The 18,078-nt window shown below is 43.9% G+C and carries 17 protein-coding genes; 14 read left to right on the top strand and 3 right to left on the bottom strand.

The features are described 5' to 3' along the window. The first annotated feature begins 254 nt into the window (after positions 1-254). The 3 genes from OE749_RS18290 to OE749_RS18280 are packed head-to-tail and all read left to right on the top strand — an operon-like array spanning position 255 to position 3,859. The gene (locus OE749_RS18290) at positions 255-1,130 is read left to right on the top strand and encodes a hypothetical protein (protein ID WP_263713940.1); all 876 of its coding nucleotides are present in this window, start codon (positions 255-257) and stop codon (positions 1,128-1,130) included. A gap of 12 nt (positions 1,131-1,142) precedes the next feature. After that, on the top strand, positions 1,143-2,054 hold the full coding sequence (locus tag OE749_RS18285; RefSeq protein ID WP_263713939.1) for a hypothetical protein: 912 nt from the start codon (positions 1,143-1,145) through the stop codon (positions 2,052-2,054). Positions 2,055-2,077: 23 nt separating this feature from the next. Further along, positions 2,078-3,859: a hypothetical protein gene (locus tag OE749_RS18280; RefSeq protein ID WP_263713938.1), complete on the top strand. Its 1,782-nt coding sequence runs from the start codon at positions 2,078-2,080 to the stop codon at positions 3,857-3,859. Between the two features lie 181 nt (positions 3,860-4,040). Here OE749_RS18280 and OE749_RS18275 read toward each other — a convergent pair whose 3' ends face one another. Continuing rightward, positions 4,041-5,429 carry a HipA domain-containing protein gene (locus OE749_RS18275; protein WP_263713937.1) on the bottom strand — a complete coding sequence of 463 codons (1,389 nt, stop codon included), beginning with the start codon at positions 5,427-5,429 and terminating at the stop codon, positions 4,041-4,043. Beyond that, positions 5,413-5,733, bottom strand: a complete 321-nt coding sequence (locus OE749_RS18270; protein WP_263713936.1) for a helix-turn-helix domain-containing protein — start codon at positions 5,731-5,733, stop codon at positions 5,413-5,415. Before OE749_RS18270 ends, OE749_RS18275 begins: the two co-directional genes overlap by 17 nt. 910 nt (positions 5,734-6,643) lie before the next feature. Here OE749_RS18270 and dusA point away from each other — a divergent pair. The 11 genes from dusA (at position 6,644) to OE749_RS18215 (ending at position 17,053) form a co-directional block, all read left to right on the top strand. Next, entirely contained in the window at positions 6,644-7,666 is a 1,023-nt protein-coding gene (gene dusA, locus OE749_RS18265; RefSeq protein WP_263713935.1) for a tRNA dihydrouridine(20/20a) synthase DusA, read from the top strand. A gap of 238 nt (positions 7,667-7,904) precedes the next feature. Further along, positions 7,905-8,183 carry a hypothetical protein gene (locus tag OE749_RS18260; RefSeq protein WP_263713934.1) on the top strand — a complete coding sequence of 93 codons (279 nt, stop codon included), beginning with the start codon at positions 7,905-7,907 and terminating at the stop codon, positions 8,181-8,183. A gap of 697 nt (positions 8,184-8,880) precedes the next feature. Continuing rightward, the gene (gene pspA, locus OE749_RS18255) at positions 8,881-9,540 is read left to right on the top strand and encodes a phage shock protein PspA (protein WP_263713933.1); all 660 of its coding nucleotides are present in this window, start codon (positions 8,881-8,883) and stop codon (positions 9,538-9,540) included. 131 nt (positions 9,541-9,671) lie between these two features. Then, complete coding sequence (locus OE749_RS18250) at positions 9,672-9,872, top strand: PspC domain-containing protein (protein WP_263713932.1); 201 nt, start codon at positions 9,672-9,674, stop codon at positions 9,870-9,872. A gap of 22 nt (positions 9,873-9,894) precedes the next feature. Next, positions 9,895-10,227, top strand: a complete 333-nt coding sequence (locus OE749_RS18245) for a hypothetical protein (RefSeq protein ID WP_263713931.1) — start codon at positions 9,895-9,897, stop codon at positions 10,225-10,227. 218 nt (positions 10,228-10,445) lie between these two features. Continuing rightward, entirely contained in the window at positions 10,446-10,895 is a 450-nt protein-coding gene (locus OE749_RS18240; protein WP_263713930.1) for a copper chaperone PCu(A)C, read from the top strand. Positions 10,896-10,904: 9 nt separating this feature from the next. Further along, the gene (locus tag OE749_RS18235; protein WP_263713929.1) at positions 10,905-11,897 is read left to right on the top strand and encodes a DUF2333 family protein; all 993 of its coding nucleotides are present in this window, start codon (positions 10,905-10,907) and stop codon (positions 11,895-11,897) included. 3 nt (positions 11,898-11,900) lie between these two features. After that, complete coding sequence (locus OE749_RS18230; protein WP_263713928.1) at positions 11,901-12,659, top strand: TIGR04219 family outer membrane beta-barrel protein; 759 nt, start codon at positions 11,901-11,903, stop codon at positions 12,657-12,659. A 110-nt stretch (positions 12,660-12,769) separates the two neighbouring features. Next, positions 12,770-14,578, top strand: a complete 1,809-nt coding sequence (locus OE749_RS18225) for an assimilatory sulfite reductase (NADPH) flavoprotein subunit (protein WP_263713927.1) — start codon at positions 12,770-12,772, stop codon at positions 14,576-14,578. Continuing rightward, positions 14,578-16,305 (top strand): assimilatory sulfite reductase (NADPH) hemoprotein subunit, encoded by a 1,728-nt coding sequence (cysI, locus tag OE749_RS18220; protein WP_263713926.1) that lies wholly within the window; start codon positions 14,578-14,580, stop codon positions 16,303-16,305. The genes OE749_RS18225 and cysI overlap by 1 nt, the downstream gene beginning before the upstream one ends. Further along, positions 16,286-17,053 carry a phosphoadenylyl-sulfate reductase gene (locus OE749_RS18215; protein WP_404828208.1) on the top strand — a complete coding sequence of 256 codons (768 nt, stop codon included), beginning with the start codon at positions 16,286-16,288 and terminating at the stop codon, positions 17,051-17,053. The genes cysI and OE749_RS18215 overlap by 20 nt, the downstream gene beginning before the upstream one ends. Before the next feature lie 71 nt (positions 17,054-17,124). Here OE749_RS18215 and OE749_RS18210 read toward each other — a convergent pair whose 3' ends face one another. Further along, the gene (locus tag OE749_RS18210) at positions 17,125-18,024 is read right to left on the bottom strand and encodes a TIGR03899 family protein (RefSeq protein WP_263713925.1); all 900 of its coding nucleotides are present in this window, start codon (positions 18,022-18,024) and stop codon (positions 17,125-17,127) included. Between the last annotated feature and the right edge of the window lie 54 nt (positions 18,025-18,078).

The following is an 18,078-nucleotide window of genomic DNA, read 5'->3' as shown; positions in this document are numbered from 1 at the left end:
GATGTCTTGGTTCTGGCGGCTGGATTACAACGAAGAAAGAACGCATGAAAGCTTAGGTAAACTACCACCGGCAGCTTACCGAGCTAAACTGGAAAACTCTAATTTAGAACTGTGTCATTAAAGGGGAAGTGGACAAATACAACAGTACCGCCCATACACACGCCCATTTCACGGTTCAAATAGTCAGTAGTGTTGTCTGTCACAATGTATTAAAATTAGCGCTTTGTTAATTCCGCTAATTGAAGAGTCAATAAATGATTAAAGGACTGATCTTGTCTGGTGTTTGTGCGTTTAGTATGAGTATCACTGCGTTAGCATCGAATCTTGTTGGTATACACGTTGAGGGAAATGTCGCTCTGATTAACGTAGCCCAGCCAGATGTAAATAACCTGCCTGAATGTGCTCAGAATAGTGAATATTTCAATCAATATGCGATAGATATAACTTCCACGGAAGGAAAAGCGCAGTACGCGATGGTAATATCTGCACTGTCGTCTAATCAATCATTGCATGTCGTTGGTAACAATAGGTGTGAGTTAATACCGAATGTAACAGGGGTGTCCAGACTTTACTTCGATGACAAAATTGAACAAATACGAGATTTTTCCCATACAATTTTGGGGCAATATGTCGAAACCTACATCGGCTTTACCGACGAATATGAAAATAATTCAGCTCAAAAAACCTATTTTGAAGCGTTTGGTAGCAATGAAACCCCTTCTCCCCAGTTCTCACAGATAACCACAACAGAGCGTACGCTGATTGGTCAACGACTTGAAGGTAAAGGCTGGCTAACCGCGGTTCTTTTGCCGGCTATGAAAAAAGAGACCCGCTTCAAGCTTGAAGTGCTGCTAGACGGGGAAACCTACGTCATAGAAGACGTAACACAGCGTGATAGCGGAAATTGGCATGGTCGCGTATTTTTTGGCATGGTCAATGATAGCTTGTCGGGATATGACGGGCGTCCTGCGAATATGATTGCTTCACCCAATTACGTTGCGCAGGAAGGAAAAGGTGTGAGCTTTAATCAGAGCCTTGAAGTTTGGCTAACGCTCGACAAAACGCCAGATACCTCTACAGAAGGGGGCGTTTATGCCGCGTTTGACATGTTATTTGGTTCTGCATTTTAAGGATAAACAAGAATGAATGGTTTCCGCTTTATAAGCTTGGTGATATTGGTGTTGCAGGCTGCAACGGTAATGGCCTCTGTACAACATAATGGTCGCATTACCTACCTGGAGTTGCTGGGTGACAACGTGGTGTTTGCGTTGGATTCTGCTAAAGGGAATTCTGCACCTGATTGTGTTGAGGCGAATCATGTTGCTAACTATGGTTTCCGACTCAATACTGACTTAGGCAAAGCGCAATACGCGCTTATGATGGCAGCATTTGCGAATGGTCACGAGATTGCCGTATCGGGCGGTAGTGCGTGTCTTGCGGGCGCAGGGATTCAACGCGCTGATGGGCTTACCTATTCCGCCAAAGAAATCCAAAAAGAGAGGTTTAAAGGAACCGTGATGTCTCAGGCTTTGCTGGGCAATAAACCCCTGCTTGGCGTCAGTTTGCGTGATGGTGATCGAGACGCAGATCACATGGAAAAGTGGGTAAAAATATGGTTTCGTTTTACGGGGCCGGCAGATACGTTTCGAAAAACGCAAATGAGTGATGGGAGACGACGCACTCAAATCGGTACCGCTACCGTTGGGCAAGGATGGTTAACGGGGGTGTATTTGCCTCAATTCAATCAAAATGGAGGATACACATTAGAAGTTATTCTTGATGGTGAAACGCACCTATTTAAAGGTGAAAGCCTCCACAATATTTATGTTGGAAATCGCGTTATATTTGGTGAGATTGTGCGTTCAGACTTGACATCAGACAAGGTTGCACACGATGTATTAGCATTACCTGCGCAAGTGGTGGGAAAAAGCAAAGGGGTAAGGTTTGAGGAAAGTGTAGAAATATGGCTCACCGCCCCTGATTCCAGAGGATCTTACCACATTGCTTATGACGCTGTACTTGGAAATTACGTTACGCCCAAGCGTGTAAAGTAATGTGGTATTCATGAAGGTAAACAATGATTATGTTTAGACAATGGATAGTGCTGACATTACTGTTTTCTGTCGATGTGGCCGCGAAACAACCACCAACACATTGGATGATAACAACGACCGATGTGTTGTTAACAGACTCACCAACGCTGCTTTCTGCTCCTGTGAATGTGCAAGTTGAGCGCCAAAACCAGGCCAATACGCTTGTATGGCAAGGCGAGTCTGATGCCATATTTGTAATAGAAGAAACCACAGATGGTAACCACTACACGCAGGTGGGAAGCACGAGTGAGAATACGTTTAGAGTCGATAATGCGGTGACGGGGCGGTTTAGCTATCGCGTGCAAGCATGTGACAACAATGGATACTGTTCTAATTGGTCTGTACCCACTCGTCCTGTTGGTGAGATACCGCCAATTACCGCCATTGCGTTTGAAGATGCCGGCGCGCTAACGGTAATGAAAATTGCAGAAAACAACCCACACCAATATTATGAAGACGTTGTTCACATTTATGAATATCGCAACGTCAGAGATGAGCAATGGACACGTATAGAAACGCCTTCGGCATTTACACCTCCAACATCAGGAGAGTATTGGTTACGAGGGTACGTGTGCCGAGATTCTGAGGCATTAACTGAGTGTTCAGTGCCTACAGTATCAAGTCATGCTACGTTTTTAGCGGTAAGACCTACACGGCCAGTAGCAAAGTTACATCAGGGGCCATACAACGAAATTACTTTTTCGTGGAATGAACAAGAAAATGCTGCCTTTTACCACGTACTGGTTCAACGCGTAAAGGATGTCAGCACATTGTTTAAAGGCAAGGTGGTTGCGCCGCAGATTGTATTTAACGATCAATTTCCACGAGGCGAAAACATAGCGTTTGAAGTGATGGCCTGTGCGAGCGAAACGGTTTGTTCAATCTATTCAGAATTTATTATTACCTCACCGTTTGTGAGGCTAACACCATATGTGCCTACTTCATATCTTGAGGTTGGTGAGAACAATTACGCAGCCTTTAGCTGGGAACCAAGTGCGCGGCATGCTGATTACTATGAAGTAAAAATTAGTGATAATGGCATGGTTGTTTTTTTGGGCAAAACCACCGATTTGTCTATTGAATCTCATGACTTTTTAAGTCGTGGAAACCCATTAGCGTTTCAGGTACGGGCTTGCTTAAACGAGGGAAGCTGTTCCAATTACAGCGAGCCAAAAACATTTACGCCAGAATGGCTACCTCATAATCCATTGCCCAGACCATGGACGCTAAACGCCAGTAAAACCGTAGCGCAGCTTGGTGAACAAATACGCATTAACTGGAGTATGCACCCTGACTTTAAAGAAGCGGTTACGTTTAACATTAAACGGCGTAGCGCGTCTAGTGAGGTCATACTCGCTGAAAACGTAAACGCTACACATTTCGATTATATTGTTGATGATATTGGAGAATTAACCCTATTCGTAGAAGCCTGTAATAACATAGGAGAATGTGGCAGAAGCCGGAACCTTTCACTCTATGGTGTTAACACTGAGTCAACACTATCCATTACCGCAGTGCCTGATCGGGTAATGGTGGGCGAAAAGGTAGGGTTTGTGTATAATTTGCCATCGGGTTACAGCTGCTACTCCCCTTTTCTCAAAGAAGAAATTAAGGGGCGAGGGGTGTTAACGAAAGTGATATTGGCAGTCACCGACAGCAATCAATTCACTTGGCGATGTTCAGACTTTTTGTTCAATTATAAGTTTATTGATACAACATTTACGTCGCGAAAACTGCCCGCCCCCTCACTACGATTAGAAAAGTAGTAAACACGGAAAACAAGGAAGCGTCGAGATGACGCTTCTTTCATATTACGGTGGCAAAACCGAAGTTAGGTGTATTCTCAGCTACACTGAGTGTTAATTTCATAGGTAACAATTTTGCAAAACAACGCATTTATCCCCTTCCAGATAAAATGAAATACACAAAAATAGCCAGAACTCCTCGTTAAATTAAGTCGCTCATTTCTGTTATTTGATCCACTTCTGCACTTAACTCTTCAACCGCTTCATCTATGATCTCAATGCATTTCTCAATATGCTGAATTTCTGAATCAGTTAACTGCTGTTTAAGTGCATCAGCTTTGGCTAAATCAACAGAGGCTTGCACTTGCTTGATCATTTGCCTCATCAACAATTGCAGACGAGGGAGTGATATTCCAAATTCTTGGGCGAAGTCAGCCAACATGTAAGCAGTAAACGGGTGATTAAAATTACCAGCATTGCCTGCACCATATTCACCTATCGACATCGCGAAATGGTTTGCCATTGGCGCATTAGAGTTTTCATCAGTTTGCCTTGCTTGGATCTCTCGAATGATGGCCTCAATATTTACTAAATCGTAAAATGGCGTAAGACTTAAACCTTGTTTACCCACAAAGAAACTGATGTTCTTACCGTGAGCATCATAGTTGCGCACTAAAATATTAAAGGTCATCCAGCGTATAAGTTGCGTTTGATACGCTTCGGCATTGGTTGTTTGTACATTGAATAGCTTCGGAAAAGACACACCATCACGAATATAAATACCGTCGCCTTCATCACCGTGTTGACGTTCGTATTTGTAGGAAGGGGGCAGGTTAGTAGCTTGGCAGCCATCAATGATGTGACGGCGCATAACACGCTGTTGTTCAGCTATTAATTTACGATCAAAACGGTCAATGACAAACGCGCTGACTTCTCCATATTTTCGTACTGCTACCTCTGGTACATCAATACCCGAATGTTTTGCCAATAACATGGTAAATAACTCATTCACGGCAATAAAAGGCGCTTTTTTCGTTTCAAACTTAAAGATCTTATTGGAGCAAAGCTGACCTTCACCAAAGCCTAACATGCCATCTATCTCTAATAAGTTAAGTTTATCTTGTACACCCGCGACTGATAGCCTTGTTCGACCATCCCAATAGGTAATTGATTCTCCAGCATTCTTAAAACGAGCTAACTTTTCGGCTAGTTCGTCATTCGTGACTTCTCGAAATGAGGTTTCGGTTTCTTCATTGCTTTGGCTGGTAAATGATAACGCGCCAGCTGTGTCAGCGCCGATGATCTTGATAAGCCCAAAGGTATTATTTTTGGAGATAGTGGTATTACTGATGATCTCTTCTAAGCCTCTACCTTCAGGTAACAAGTTTTGTAGAAAGCTCCGAACCGCCTTGTGATCAAACTCACCGTTCAAAGGCAGGTGGGGCGAGATAGCAAACCCCTCTCTAATCCAATCAGGTTCGTAAGTTAAGGTTAATTCGGTTTCAGAGCCTACAGGAATGGTTATTGCCGCAATTTTACGACCATGACCGATATAAACGTTCAGGGTAGTTAGCTCAATACCAGTCATCACTTACCTCTGTTTCTTCTTTGGAAGTAGCATCATCACAAAGAAGGCTAAATGAAAGACCAAGGTATTCCATTACCTTGAGAAGGTTCGCTAACTTTACGTTGGTATCGCCTTTTTCAATTTTCACCAGCGTTGGCTTTGAAATAGACAATGCTTCAGATACATCTACGAGAGACAGCTTCATACCCGTTCGCTTTGCAGTGATGGCTTCAGCGAGCTGAGTCGGGGTAAAGCGTTCTGATAAGTTAGGCATCACTGTTGGCTTAACCGCTTTACCTGTCCTGTTTGTCTTGGCAAGATTACTCATATAAGTTAACTATTGTTTACTTTTAAACATAAAGTAATGCCGCAACAATTATAAGTCAAATATAATTAACTTATAGATTTTTAGCGCCTTTTTCTAATTAAAAGTCAGTTATAATTTACTTTTAATGCGCTAAATAAGCGTCTAGGGACGCGAGTTCATGTTTAATTGCGCGCCTTACTTCAGCACTCTGATGGCCTGTATAACCTAATGAATATGCTTGTATCCAATCATGCCTCTCTTCAATAGAAAGAACATGCATAGAATGCATGTCATCACGCAAAGTCTCACAGGCTACATCTAACTAGGAAGGGGCATCACTCAATCGAAAATGTTCTACATTATTTCCAAACAGGGTCCAGACCTGATAAGACGATTACCTAGTTTTTAGGTATCGTAGTAGGATTAAATCTTCGCTAAACTTTTACTCGCCAATAGACTTAATAAATTTTATTCCACTCTATGTTGTAAACACTGAGTCAACACTATCCATTACAGCAGTACCTGATCAGGTAATGGTGGGCGAAAAGGTAGGGTTTGTGTATAATTTGCCATCGGGTTACAGCTGCTACTCCCCTTTTCTCAAAAAAGAAATTAAGGGGCGAGGGGTGTTAACGAAAGTGATATTGGCAGTCAACGACAGCAGTCAACTCACTTGGCGATGTTCAGACTTTTTGTTCAACTATAAGTTTATTGATACAACATTTACGTCGCGAAAACCGCCCGCCCCCTCACTACGATTAGAAAAGTAGTAAACACGGAAAACAAGGAAGCGTCGAGATGACGCTTCTTTCATATTACGGTGGCAAAACCGAAGTTAGGTGTATTCTCAGCTACACTGAGTGTTAATTTCATAGGTAACAATTTTGCAAAACAACGCATTTATCCCTTTCCAGATAAGAGGTACGGCATAATGGCTGTTCAAACCGTAGATCGTAAAATTTCTGTCGCGCCCATGCTGGATTGGACAGACAAACACTGCCGTTATTTTTTACGACTGATTTCTCGTCATACATTGCTATACACCGAAATGGTAACCACTGGTGCGATTATTTTTGGTAAGGGAGATTATTTGGGGTTTAATTCGCAAGAGCATCCCGTTGCGCTGCAATTAGGTGGCTCTGATCCTACAGATATGACCCGTTGTGCCGTGTTGGCGCAAGAAAAAGGGTATGATGAGGTGAATATTAATGTCGGTTGTCCGTCAGATCGAGTGCAAAACGGGCGCTTTGGCGCGTGTTTGATGGCCGAGCCTGAAACCGTGGCGCAGTGTGTATCGGCGATGCAATCTGAAGTGGACATTCCTGTTACGGTTAAATCTCGTATCGGTATTGACGATATGGATGAATACTCCGATTTAACCCGATTCATAAACGTGGTGGCAGAGGCCGGTTGCGACACCTTCATTGTGCACGCTCGTAAAGCGTGGCTGCAAGGTTTGAGCCCGAAAGAAAACCGCGAGGTTCCGCCACTCATATATGATCGCGTGTATCAACTCAAAGAAGAGTTTCCGCATTTGAGTATTTCTATTAACGGCGGTGTTAAAACCTTAAAAGACGCGGCTTTGCATTTAAATTATACCGATGGCGTTATGATTGGCAGGGAAGTTTATGCCAACCCTTATATTCTCGCTGAAGTAGACAAGCTGTTTTACCATGATGCAACGCACGTGCTTTCTCGTGTAGAGATAGTGCAACACATGGTGGAATATACCCGTCAGCATATTGCAAACGGTGGGCGCGCCTGGCACGTTGCACGCCATATGTTAGGGCTGTTTCAGGGGCAAGCTGGCGCGAGAGTATGGCGCAGATACCTAAGCCAACACGGGCCAGATCGTAATGCAGACGAAACATTGTTGCTCGGTGCGCTCGATGCATTACTCGATACTCAACGACAGGCCGAAGCATTTCAGCAGCGTGTAAATCAAGACGTATAATTCGAAGTGGTTAAACTCACCACTTCGATAGTGAAAATGACTAAAAGGTTACTAAAAGGCTATGCCATCTTCGTTGTTGGTTAGTTTTATTTTTAAAATAAATGCTTTAAAAAACAATGATATAAATATTTTTTCTGTACTTGGCACAACTATCGCAATAGTTCTTGCGACTTAATCATTAACTGTGAACCAAAACCGGTAAACAGTATTTGAATCACCAATACAGAGGAAACGTAACATGTCATTCAATAAAGTAATCAGCACAGCAGGAGTGGTTTTAGGTTTAGCGGTTGCAGGTTCAGTTAGCGCACAGGAAGTATCGTTAGAGCAGTTAATTAGCGCGAGCGTGAGTCAGGTTGTTGAGGTAACACGCACTGAGTTGCAGTACAAAGTTCAGGAGTCTGTTCTTACTGCAAACAATATGATTAGCTTCGACAGTACAGAGCAATACGCAACCCGCGTAACGATTACAGATTTAAATTCTGTAGACACATCAGAGAGCAACGAATCAGAATAAGGGGGCAGGATGCTTTATCATGCAGAACTCTTAATCTTATTGTTTGCACCATTGTTATCTTATTTATGTATGGCGTGTTTAGTCAGTTATATCAGTCGTAAAGACCTAAACACGCCCGTTACGATAAATTCGGAATTTGGACATTTGCGAAACAGCCAACATCAATAAATGTTTGGCTGTTTTTTTATGTATTCGAAATAACGTCTATACACACAACCTACCCGCCTTTAGCATTTTTTATATCGTTTAGTGAGTTAATTCTTGGTTTTACCATAACGCTCATTCTAGCTCTTACGGTTACGTGCATTGCTGCAATAGCAATATGAATGATCACTGAGCCTTATGTTAGTCATGTTTAGTTCCAAGATGTTGATAACACTCAATTCTGTACAAAATGATCAAAATACCTAGCGTATAGAGTTAGCGAAGGCTGTACTTTTGCATTTACACGGCATCATCCGCGACCGGAAAACCGTGGTTGGTGAAATTGACTAATAATTAGTTAAAACTGTTTTTTTAAGAACGTTAAACAACAGAGCCTTGAATACCTTAATCAATAAACTCTGTTAAAAACTAATTAAAACAATGGGTTGTGTGATTTTTGAAAGTTGGCACACCAATTGATTACGTATATTCAACAATGAGGAAAGTCTTCATTGACCTAATTAAAATGCATCATTTCTAGGAGGAACTTGCAATGGGTATGTTTTCAAGAATCAGTGATATCGTTCAAGCTAATATCAATGCGATTTTAGATAAAGCGGAAGATCCACAAAAAGTGATTCGCCTGATAATTCAGGAAATGGAAGAAACCATGGTGGAAGTGCGTTCTGTTGCAGCGCGTCACTTAGCCGAGAAAAAATCTGTCGAACGTAGCCTTGATAAAACATCAAGACAAATGCAGGAGTGGAATGATAAAGCGCAACTGGCGGTAGAAAAAGGCCGAGAAGACCTTGCTAAAGCCGCCTTACAGCAAAAGCATGTGATTGCTGACAAGCACGAAGCGTTAACGAAGGAAGCTGAAGCGCTTGAGGTGTCGATTGCCAAACTGCAAGAAGACACAGCCCAGCTTGCTGAGAAACTAACCGAAGCACGTAACCGTCAGAAGTCATTACAAATTCGTCATACAAGCGCGACAACGCGGCTTAAAGTAAAAACGACTGAGCATATGCATAAAATCGACGATGCCATTGCACGCTTCGATATGTATGAGCGGAAAATTGACGATTTAGAAGCCCAAGTTGAGTCGTATGACTTTGTAAAAGAGGGCACATCGCTAGATGCAGAATTTAAAGCGCTGGCGTCTGACGACAAAATCGAAGCTGAGCTAGAGGCGCTGCGCAAGAAAGTGGCTTAGTTATACCTTATTACTGATTAATTAGCGCTCTGTATGGGGCGCTAAGTAAACAGTGAAAACGGGTACAAACCCAAAGTTAATGGCTAACTACATATCTATTTCACAACTCGGTATTTAAAGAAGGAAACATTATGAAATCGTACATTGATACCCAACAATTACATCGCAGCACACTAAATAAAAAAGTGTCAGGTGTATGCGCAGGGCTAGCGCGTCACTTCGATGTTTCGGTTATTTGGGTCAGGCTGGCCGCTATTGTGGCATTTATTATGTTCCCTATGCCTGTGGCAATTGCGTATTTAATGGCTGTGTTGCTATTACCTAAGCGCTAGCGCAGATCCTTTAGGAGTATTTATGAAAAGTTTAGCGATTGCAGTATTGTTGGGAGTGTTGTTGGTGTATTCAACAGGCACGATATTGTCAGAATGTACAGACGTGCAACTTGTACTGGACTCAGACACCCTTAACCCAATGGAAACCCTTTTCGCTAGTGGTGTAGTCGGGGTTATTTTAGTCGTGGTGGGATTCTTCGTTGCGGTGAGTGTGATTGGTGTATTGGCACTGACAGTGGGGGCTGTATTTTTAGCGTTACTGGTGGCCGGCATCAGCGCATTTTGGCCTGCATTGTTGTTACTTGCAATCGTGGTGTGGCTCGTGAAAGATAATAGGTCTAACACCAGGGTGTAAACGGGGATAATCAAAATTGCGGTAAAGGCCGCAATTTTACTGGCAAATGCGTGTTATGTTGAATTAACGGATGGGGTGGATAGCAGCGGGCCTAGCGTCTAGCATGTCATCACCGATAAAGGGTAACGCGTTGTTAATAAAATAAAAAATTCATGGCAATTTGAACAGAAATCCTAAATACTTTTGGCATACACTCAAGGGGACTTACTGGAGCTAATATGCGTTCTTTGTGGCTTGGACTTAGCCTTTTTTCATCTTCATTATTTGCTGCACCAGAAATCGTAGACCCAAAAATTCGCATTTTGCCTCCAGGCACTCCGAATACTGCGGTGTACTTTACGCTGAAAAACGATTCAGATAACGCCCTTGTCATCACAGAGGTGCAAGGAGATTTTGCCAAAAAGTTTGAAATTCATAATCACATTATGAAAGACGGTATGATGCGTATGACCAAGCAAGCCTCTGTCGAGGTGCCCGCTAAATCCTCGGTGACGTTTGCGCCGGGAGGGCTACACGTCATGGTATTTGGTTTGCAACAGCCATTGACTCGGCTAGATCCGGTCACGTTTCAGCTAATCACAGACAAAGGTGAGGAAATTAACGTGGTCGCACTGCCAGTTTCTCCCGCTGAAGAGGCCTCTTCACACTCCCATCACTATCACGACTAGGAGATCATTATGAAGCACTATTTAAACGCCAAGTGGCTTGGCATGTTGGCCATTATCTTATTCATTGTATTTTGGCTACTTGGTTTTTATTGGAGCTTTGCACCTAGCATTTTCAATGTGAAGGAGCGAGCCGCACTTTCCGCAGCCAATCAAAATGAACAGGTGGTGGTAGGCTATACCATGACTAACACATTGATTGAGGTAACCGATACTTTGCTAAGTAAACCCGGTGGTTATTTGGCAAACGATGTAACACCGCCAGGGGTGTTTTTAGATAATATTCCATCGTGGGAGTTTGGCGCGTTAGAAATGGTGCGTGATTTATCTTTGGCGATGAGAAAAGATTTTAGTCGTTCACAGTCGCAATCCCTTGAAAATCCGAATTTGGTGAAAGCACAACCTCATTTAAATATGGATCATCGTAGCTGGTTGGTACCGTCTGCTGAATCTATGTATCAAGACGCAATCGACGAATTAATTTTATATCGTCAAGATTTGGCCGATAAGTCTAAAGGGAATGCACAATTTTACGCGCGCGCCGATAATTTACGTGATTGGCTAAAACAGGTAGAAAAGCGCCTTGGCAGTTTATCGCAAAAACTCAGTGCCAGCGTAGGGCAAGAGCGCTTAAATACTGACTTAGCGGGCGACATGATGGCACGTCAGTCTACGCCAACACCAAATCGGTTGATTGACAAAACCAGCTGGTGGCAGCTAGACAACAATTTTTATGAAGCTCGCGGAGCGTCTTGGGCACTGATACATTTTTTAAAAGCGGTCGAAGTAGACTTTGCTGACGTGCTGGAAAAGAAAAATGCGCGGGTAAGCTTGCAACAAATTATTAGAGAGCTAGAAGCGACACAGCAAACCATTTGGAGCCCAATGATACTCAATGGCAGCGGTTTTGGCATGTTAGCGAACCACTCTCTGGTGATGGCAAACTATATTTCACGTGCCAACGCAGCACTTATTGAATTAACTGAGTTATTGAATCAAGGATAACGTGTGAAAAAATCACTCTTACTCACCGCGCTTGTCGGTTCATTGTCGGCCAATGTGGTTATGGCCGATACGATTTTTGGTCTATACGCTGGTGCACAAGCGTGGAATATGGATACCGAAGGGGGCTTTGCAAATTCGTCTACTTTAACCAACTTTAACTTTGACAAAGAAACCAAAAGCACGTTTTATGTGGCCGTTGAGCATCCCATTCCTTTTATTCCAAATATTAAGGTTGCTCGTACTGACATGGACACGGGCGGGTCTACCGTTTTGCAAAACAGCTTTACCTTTGACGGCCAGCTGTTTACTTCACAAACTAATGTGAATACCGATATTGCCTTAAGCAGCACCGACTTTATTCTGTACTACGAGCTGTTTGATAATGATTTAATCAGCTTCGATTTAGGAGTTAACGGTAAATATATCGACGGTGATTTGTTTGTTGTTGACGCAACTGACAGTTCAAATGCTGCAAGGGAACGCTTCTCTGGCGTTGTTCCCATGCTGTATTCACGTTTTGCTGTCGGCATGCCGCTAACAGGATTCGGTTTTTTTGCTGAAGGCAATTTCTTGTCGATTGACGATCACACGCTAACCGATTATCAGGCAGCAGTGACCTACGACGTTCTTGATAACCCCGCTGTCGATCTGGATTTGCAATTGGGCTATCGCGTGATGAAGCTAGAACTTGAGGATCTTGACGACATTTATTCAGACATTGAGTTCAAAGGGTTTTACGCGGGCGTAGAGGTCCATTTTTAGTTAATTGACTTTTTAAGTCGATTAGGTAATAAAAAATTTAAATTAATTCTTTCCTGTTATTTAAAAGAATCGCTAATCTATCGGGTAATGGTATAGGTTAGCGATTTTTTATGTCTTCTAATAATCAAGCAGTCGTTGCTGGTGGGCTGATTAGCCCAGAGCAATGGAATCAAATCTACGGTGCAGTGGCTCCGTTATCAAAAGAACAATTGCTTTGGGTAAGCGGCTATCTTGCGGGCATGGCTCAGCAAGGGAGTGTGCAAGCACCAGTCCCAACAGGTACGGGCTCTCAGGCTGAGTTAACAATTTTATATGGCTCGCAAACGGGCAACGCAAAAGGCGTTGCAACTGAGTATAAAGCGAAAGTTGAAGCGGCGGGTATCAAAGCGAAGCTCGTTAGCATGGCAGATCTAAAGCCCAAACAGATTAAAAACGAAAGCCATGTGGTTATTGTGGTTAGTACGCATGGAGAAGGTGATGCACCCGATGATGCCGTAGAATTGCATGAGTTTTTAGGCAGCAAAAAAGCCCCTAAACTGGCGTCGCTTAAATTCGCTGTTTTAGGCTTGGGTGACAGCAGCTACGAGTTTTTCTGTCAAACGGCAAAAGACTTTGATAGCCGACTTGAAGCGCTTGGCGCTAAGCGTGTTATTGAGCGTGTTGATTGTGACGTAGATTACGACACAGACGCAACGCAGTTTATTGAGCGTGTGATTGCGGAGTTCAAAGATGAGCTAACGGGCGATACTGGGCAGGTTGCGTCTGTCGCGTCTCCGGTTATGGGCGCTGTTACATCGGCTGCGAGCCAGTATACGAAGAAGAATCCGTTTACGGCGACCTTATCTGAAAGCATTAAAATCACTGGACGCGATTCAGTGAAAGATATTAGACATATCGAAATATCGTTAGAAGCGTCTGGTATTCAATATCAGCCGGGCGACGCGCTGGGAGTATGGTTCGACAACGACGAGCAGCTGGTCAAAGAGATTATTACTCTACTAAATTTGGATGAAGACGAAGTGGTATCTGTTGCTGATGAGCAGCTAAGCCTTAAGTCTGCTCTTGCCACTAAGTTAGAGTTAACGCAAAGCTACCCAACGTTTGTCAAAGCCTACATTGCGTATGTCTCTGATGCAGGGTTAGCAACGTTGTTTGCTGACAAAAATGCGTTAAGAGACTACCTATCGGTGCGTCAAATTAATGATATTGTCAGAGACTATCCAGCCACATTAACTGCACAGCAATTTGTGGATGCGCTGCGCCCTATTACACCACGTCTGTACTCGATTGCGTCCAGTCAGGCTGAAGTGGAAGACGAAGTGCATTTAACGGTGGCATTGGTTGAGTATGAAGCTCACGGACATGTTCACCAAGGTGGCGCGTCAGGCTTTTTGTCGAAGCGTTTGCAAGAAGGGCAGGAAGTGAAAGTGTTCGTTGAGAGTAACAACAATTTCCGTTTGCCTGATAACCCAGACACCCCAGTGATAATGGTTGGCCCAGGAACGGGTATTGCCCCGTTTAGAGCCTTTATGCAAGAGCGCGCCGAAACGGAAGCATCTGGCAAAAACTGGCTCTTTTTTGGTAACCCTAATTACACTCAGGATTTCCTATACCAAACTGAGTGGCAGCGTTTTGTAAAAGACGGCGTGTTAAGCAAGGTGAGTTTGGCATTTTCTCGCGATCAACAAGAGAAAATCTATGTTCAGCACCGTTTGCTTGAACAAGGCGCAGATGTGTTTGCATGGCTAGAAGACGGTGCGCATGTGTATGTTTGTGGAGATGCAACACACATGGCTAAAGATGTTAATGAAGCCTTGATTAGTATTGTTGAGGTACATGGTAAGCGCAGCCGTGAAGAAGCAGAAAATTATGTGACTGAGCTTCGCCGAGCGAAGCGTTATCAGAAGGATGTTTACTAATGAGTGATGAGAAAAAGTTTACTGTCGACGGTCCGCTTTCTGATAACGAGCGCATCAAAGGACAAAGCCAAAACTTACGTGGTACGATTTCAAATGATTTAACAGATGACATGACAGGCGGATTTACGGCTGACAACTTCCAGTTAATTCGTTTCCATGGCATGTACCAGCAAGACGACCGTGATATCCGTAATGAACGGACTAAACAGAAGCTTGAACCTCTGCACAATGTGATGTTACGTGCCCGCATGCCTGGCGGTATCATTAAGCCCGAGCAGTGGTTAGCGATTGACACGTTTGCTGAAGAAAACACGATGTACGGCAGTATCCGGTTAACGACCAGACAAACGTTTCAGTTTCATGGCGTGTTGAAACCAAAAATCAAGCTGATGCACCAAACCTTAAACAAGGTGGGGATTGATTCGATTGCCACTGCCGGCGACGTGAACCGTAATGTGTTATGCACATCGAATCCTGTTGAGTCTGAAGTTCATCAACAGGCTTATGATTGGGCGCGCCGTATTAGCGAACACTTGCTACCTAAAACACGTGCCTATGCAGAAATATGGTTAGACGGTGAAAAGTTAGAGTCGACTGAAATTGAAGAAGAGCCGATTCTGAGTGGTCAGTATTTACCGCGTAAATTTAAGACCACAGTAGTGATCCCTCCACAAAATGACGTAGATGTACACGCGAACGACCTTAACTTTGTTGCTATTGCTGAAAATGGCCAGCTTGTTGGCTTCAACGTATTAGTTGGCGGTGGACTGGCAATGACGCACGGAGACACGTCTACGTATCCGCGTAAGGCCGATGACTTTGGATTTATTCCACTTGATAAAACCCTCGAAGTAGCAGCCGCCGTTGTGACCACGCAACGCGATTGGGGAAATCGTGTTAATCGTAAAAATGCGAAAACTAAATATACCCTTGAGCGTGTAGGCGTTGAGAACTTTAAAGCGGAAGTAGAGAAACGCGCAGGCGTTACGTTTGAGCCGTCGAGACCGTATGAATTTACCGGCCGAGGCGATCGCTTTGGATGGGTAGAAGGCATCGATGGAAAGTTCCACTTAACGGTTTTCATTGAAAATGGCCGAATTCTTGATTATCCGGGCAAAACCCTGAAAACGGGGTGTGCTGAAATTGCCAAAATTCACAAGGGTGATTTCAGAATGACCGCCAACCAAAACCTGATTATTGCAGGGGTCGCGGCTGAAGATAAAGCGCGTATTGAAGAGCTTGCACGTCAGCATGGCTTAATTATTCCGGAGGTGAGTCACCAACGTTTAGATTCTATGGCGTGCGTGTCGTTGCCCACGTGTCCGTTAGCGATGGCAGAAGCAGAGCGCTATCTACCCGATGCGGTGACTGAATTAGAAGGCATTTTAGCAAAGCATGGCATTCCAGAGCGAAGCATTATTTACCGTGTTACTGGATGCCCGAATGGTTGTGGTCGCGCAATGTTGGCTGAAGTTGGGTTAGTCGGAAAAGGCCCAGGTAAATACAACTTGCATTTGGGGGGTAACCGCGAAGGGACGCGTATTCCTCGTATGTACCGTGAAAATATTGATGAAAAAGAAATCATGCAAATCCTCGATGAGCTGATAGGCCGTTGGTCTAAAGAAGCGAATGATGGTGAAGGGTTTGGTGATTTCTTGATTCGCGCAGAGGTGATAGCACCGGTTATCGATTCTGCTAAGGATTTTTATGAGCAACCCAGCATTTAATATGGTTGAGCGCGCGAATGCCGTGACAACGCCGATTGCCCTTGGCGCGGATAAAAGCGAGGTGCAAGCGCTTAATCTTGAGCTAGAGAAAAAAACGGCACAGCAACGGGTGGAGTGGGCACTGACGCACCTACCTGGTGAGTTTATGTTGTCTTCAAGTTTTGGCGCGCAGTCGGCTGTAATGTTGCACCTTCTGACAGAGCAATATCCTGATATTCCTGTGGTGTTAACTGATACAGGCTATTTGTTTCCAGAAACGTATCAGTTTATTGACCAGTTGGCAGAGCGTTTGAAGCTTAATTTGAAGGTTTACCAATCTGATGTGTCTCCTGCATGGCAGGAGGCACGTTTTGGCAAATTGTGGGAGCAAGGTGTCGATGGCATCGAGCGATACAATAAGATGAACAAAGTAGAGCCTATGCAGCGTGCTTTGTCGGAGCTTAATGTGTCTACGTGGTTTGCCGGATTACGCCGTTCGCAATCAGACACCCGTGAAGGGCTGGCAGTACTGCAAAGCTTAAAAGATCAGTTTAAGGTCTATCCAGTTATTGATTGGTCCAATAAAGCGATGCATGAATACCTTAAAAAGCACGATTTGCCCTATCACCCACTGTGGGAAAAAGGCTATGTATCAATTGGCGATTGGCATACAACGCGGCCGCTAGAGGCGGGTATGTCAGAACAAGATACGCGCTTTTTCGGCATGAAGCGTGAGTGCGGTTTGCACGAATTCGGTGATGGTATTTAATCATTATTTTAATGCGGCCATGTCGACTTCGTCTGGCTGTATATTATGTTACTTACCTGATGTGATTAATGTCAGGTAAGTTCATATCCTTGCTTTAACAGTGTTTTTAACCCCTCCAAGTAGCGTACATTTGCATCGCTTTGAAAAAGTCGAAACAGCTCCGCGCCCGTTGCGGTGAATTTGTAATACTGAAGCGTTTGTCCTTTGCCCAATGGCGAAAGGTGGAAAGTATCATTGCCTAAGCGCCACTGAGTGCGTTTATCGGGAAGGTTTTCTGCGGATTCAATTTCGGATGAAAAAATGATCCCCATGTCCATAAGCGCCAATAAGCTAGGATAGCTTAACCCAAACTCGGCTAAATTTAGCTGTTTCAGGTTTGGGCCACCGAAAAAACCTAACAAGGTAGGGGGCGTTTGGAAACCTTGAATAATTTTCGGGTAGGCGTCTCCCCGTTTTACGCAGGCCAAAGACGATGCCAGCCGGATGACTTTTGCATCGTGCTGAGTCATGGATTTGAGGGTGCGTAAGGTGCGCAGTGAAAAGCTGCCGGGTTTACTCATTTCAACAGCAAAAATTTTGGCCCACAAATCTTGCATTGCAGCGGAGTTTACATTTTCTGCTAAATCTACAAAACTGAAAAACCAGTCTGCATCAATATTGCCGTCTCCGTTGCCTGACAAACAATAATCCATTGCCAGACTAAACACTTTTTCCAAATTAAATAGTTTGCGTTGCGCGTTAATTTGTTGGTGTCGGGCCAACCGCTTCAGTGGTGACTGCTCAATGCTGCCTAGTTCCCGTTGACTGATCCCCGCTTTGGCGATCCATTGGCTCATTAATGCGCGCAGAGAATTGGATTCATTGGCAGAAGCGGGAGTAACATCTGCTATGTTTTTGGCGTTTACTTTACGTTTACGCTTGGGCGAACTTACTGTAGCCACAGGCATTGATGTGGGCTGATCAATTTTCATGCTTTCATCCCTCGTATTCCCACTTAGTTTATCGCAACAAACCAGTAATTATTT

The sequence above is a fragment of the Fluctibacter corallii genome (assembly GCF_025751585.1).
GTDB classification, from domain to species: domain Bacteria; phylum Pseudomonadota; class Gammaproteobacteria; order Enterobacterales; family Alteromonadaceae; genus Fluctibacter_A; species Fluctibacter_A corallii.
The sequence above is the reverse complement of the archived record's forward strand: the minus strand, read 5'-3'. Positions and strand labels throughout refer to the sequence as shown.

Excerpts from the sequence above, each read along its gene's own strand:
- OE749_RS18235 (WP_263713929.1), top strand. The coding sequence starts at position 10,905 with ATGAAGCACTATTTAAACGCCAAGTGGCTTGGCATGTTGGCCATTATC.
- OE749_RS18280 (WP_263713938.1), top strand. The coding sequence starts at position 2,078 with ATGATTATGTTTAGACAATGGATAGTGCTGACATTACTGTTTTCTGTC.
- OE749_RS18225 (WP_263713927.1), top strand. The coding sequence starts at position 12,770 with ATGTCTTCTAATAATCAAGCAGTCGTTGCTGGTGGGCTGATTAGCCCA.
- OE749_RS18245 (WP_263713931.1), top strand. The coding sequence starts at position 9,895 with ATGAAAAGTTTAGCGATTGCAGTATTGTTGGGAGTGTTGTTGGTGTAT.
- OE749_RS18285 (WP_263713939.1), top strand. The coding sequence starts at position 1,143 with ATGAATGGTTTCCGCTTTATAAGCTTGGTGATATTGGTGTTGCAGGCT.
- OE749_RS18215 (WP_404828208.1), top strand. The coding sequence starts at position 16,286 with ATGAGCAACCCAGCATTTAATATGGTTGAGCGCGCGAATGCCGTGACA.
- cysI (WP_263713926.1), top strand. The coding sequence starts at position 14,578 with ATGAGTGATGAGAAAAAGTTTACTGTCGACGGTCCGCTTTCTGATAAC.
- OE749_RS18240 (WP_263713930.1), top strand. The coding sequence starts at position 10,446 with ATGCGTTCTTTGTGGCTTGGACTTAGCCTTTTTTCATCTTCATTATTT.
- dusA (WP_263713935.1), top strand. The coding sequence starts at position 6,644 with ATGGCTGTTCAAACCGTAGATCGTAAAATTTCTGTCGCGCCCATGCTG.
- pspA (WP_263713933.1), top strand. The coding sequence starts at position 8,881 with ATGGGTATGTTTTCAAGAATCAGTGATATCGTTCAAGCTAATATCAAT.
- OE749_RS18270 (WP_263713936.1), bottom strand. The coding sequence starts at position 5,733 with ATGAGTAATCTTGCCAAGACAAACAGGACAGGTAAAGCGGTTAAGCCA.
- OE749_RS18290 (WP_263713940.1), top strand. The coding sequence starts at position 255 with ATGATTAAAGGACTGATCTTGTCTGGTGTTTGTGCGTTTAGTATGAGT.
- OE749_RS18260 (WP_263713934.1), top strand. The coding sequence starts at position 7,905 with ATGTCATTCAATAAAGTAATCAGCACAGCAGGAGTGGTTTTAGGTTTA.
- OE749_RS18250 (WP_263713932.1), top strand. The coding sequence starts at position 9,672 with ATGAAATCGTACATTGATACCCAACAATTACATCGCAGCACACTAAAT.
- OE749_RS18210 (WP_263713925.1), bottom strand. The coding sequence starts at position 18,024 with ATGAAAATTGATCAGCCCACATCAATGCCTGTGGCTACAGTAAGTTCG.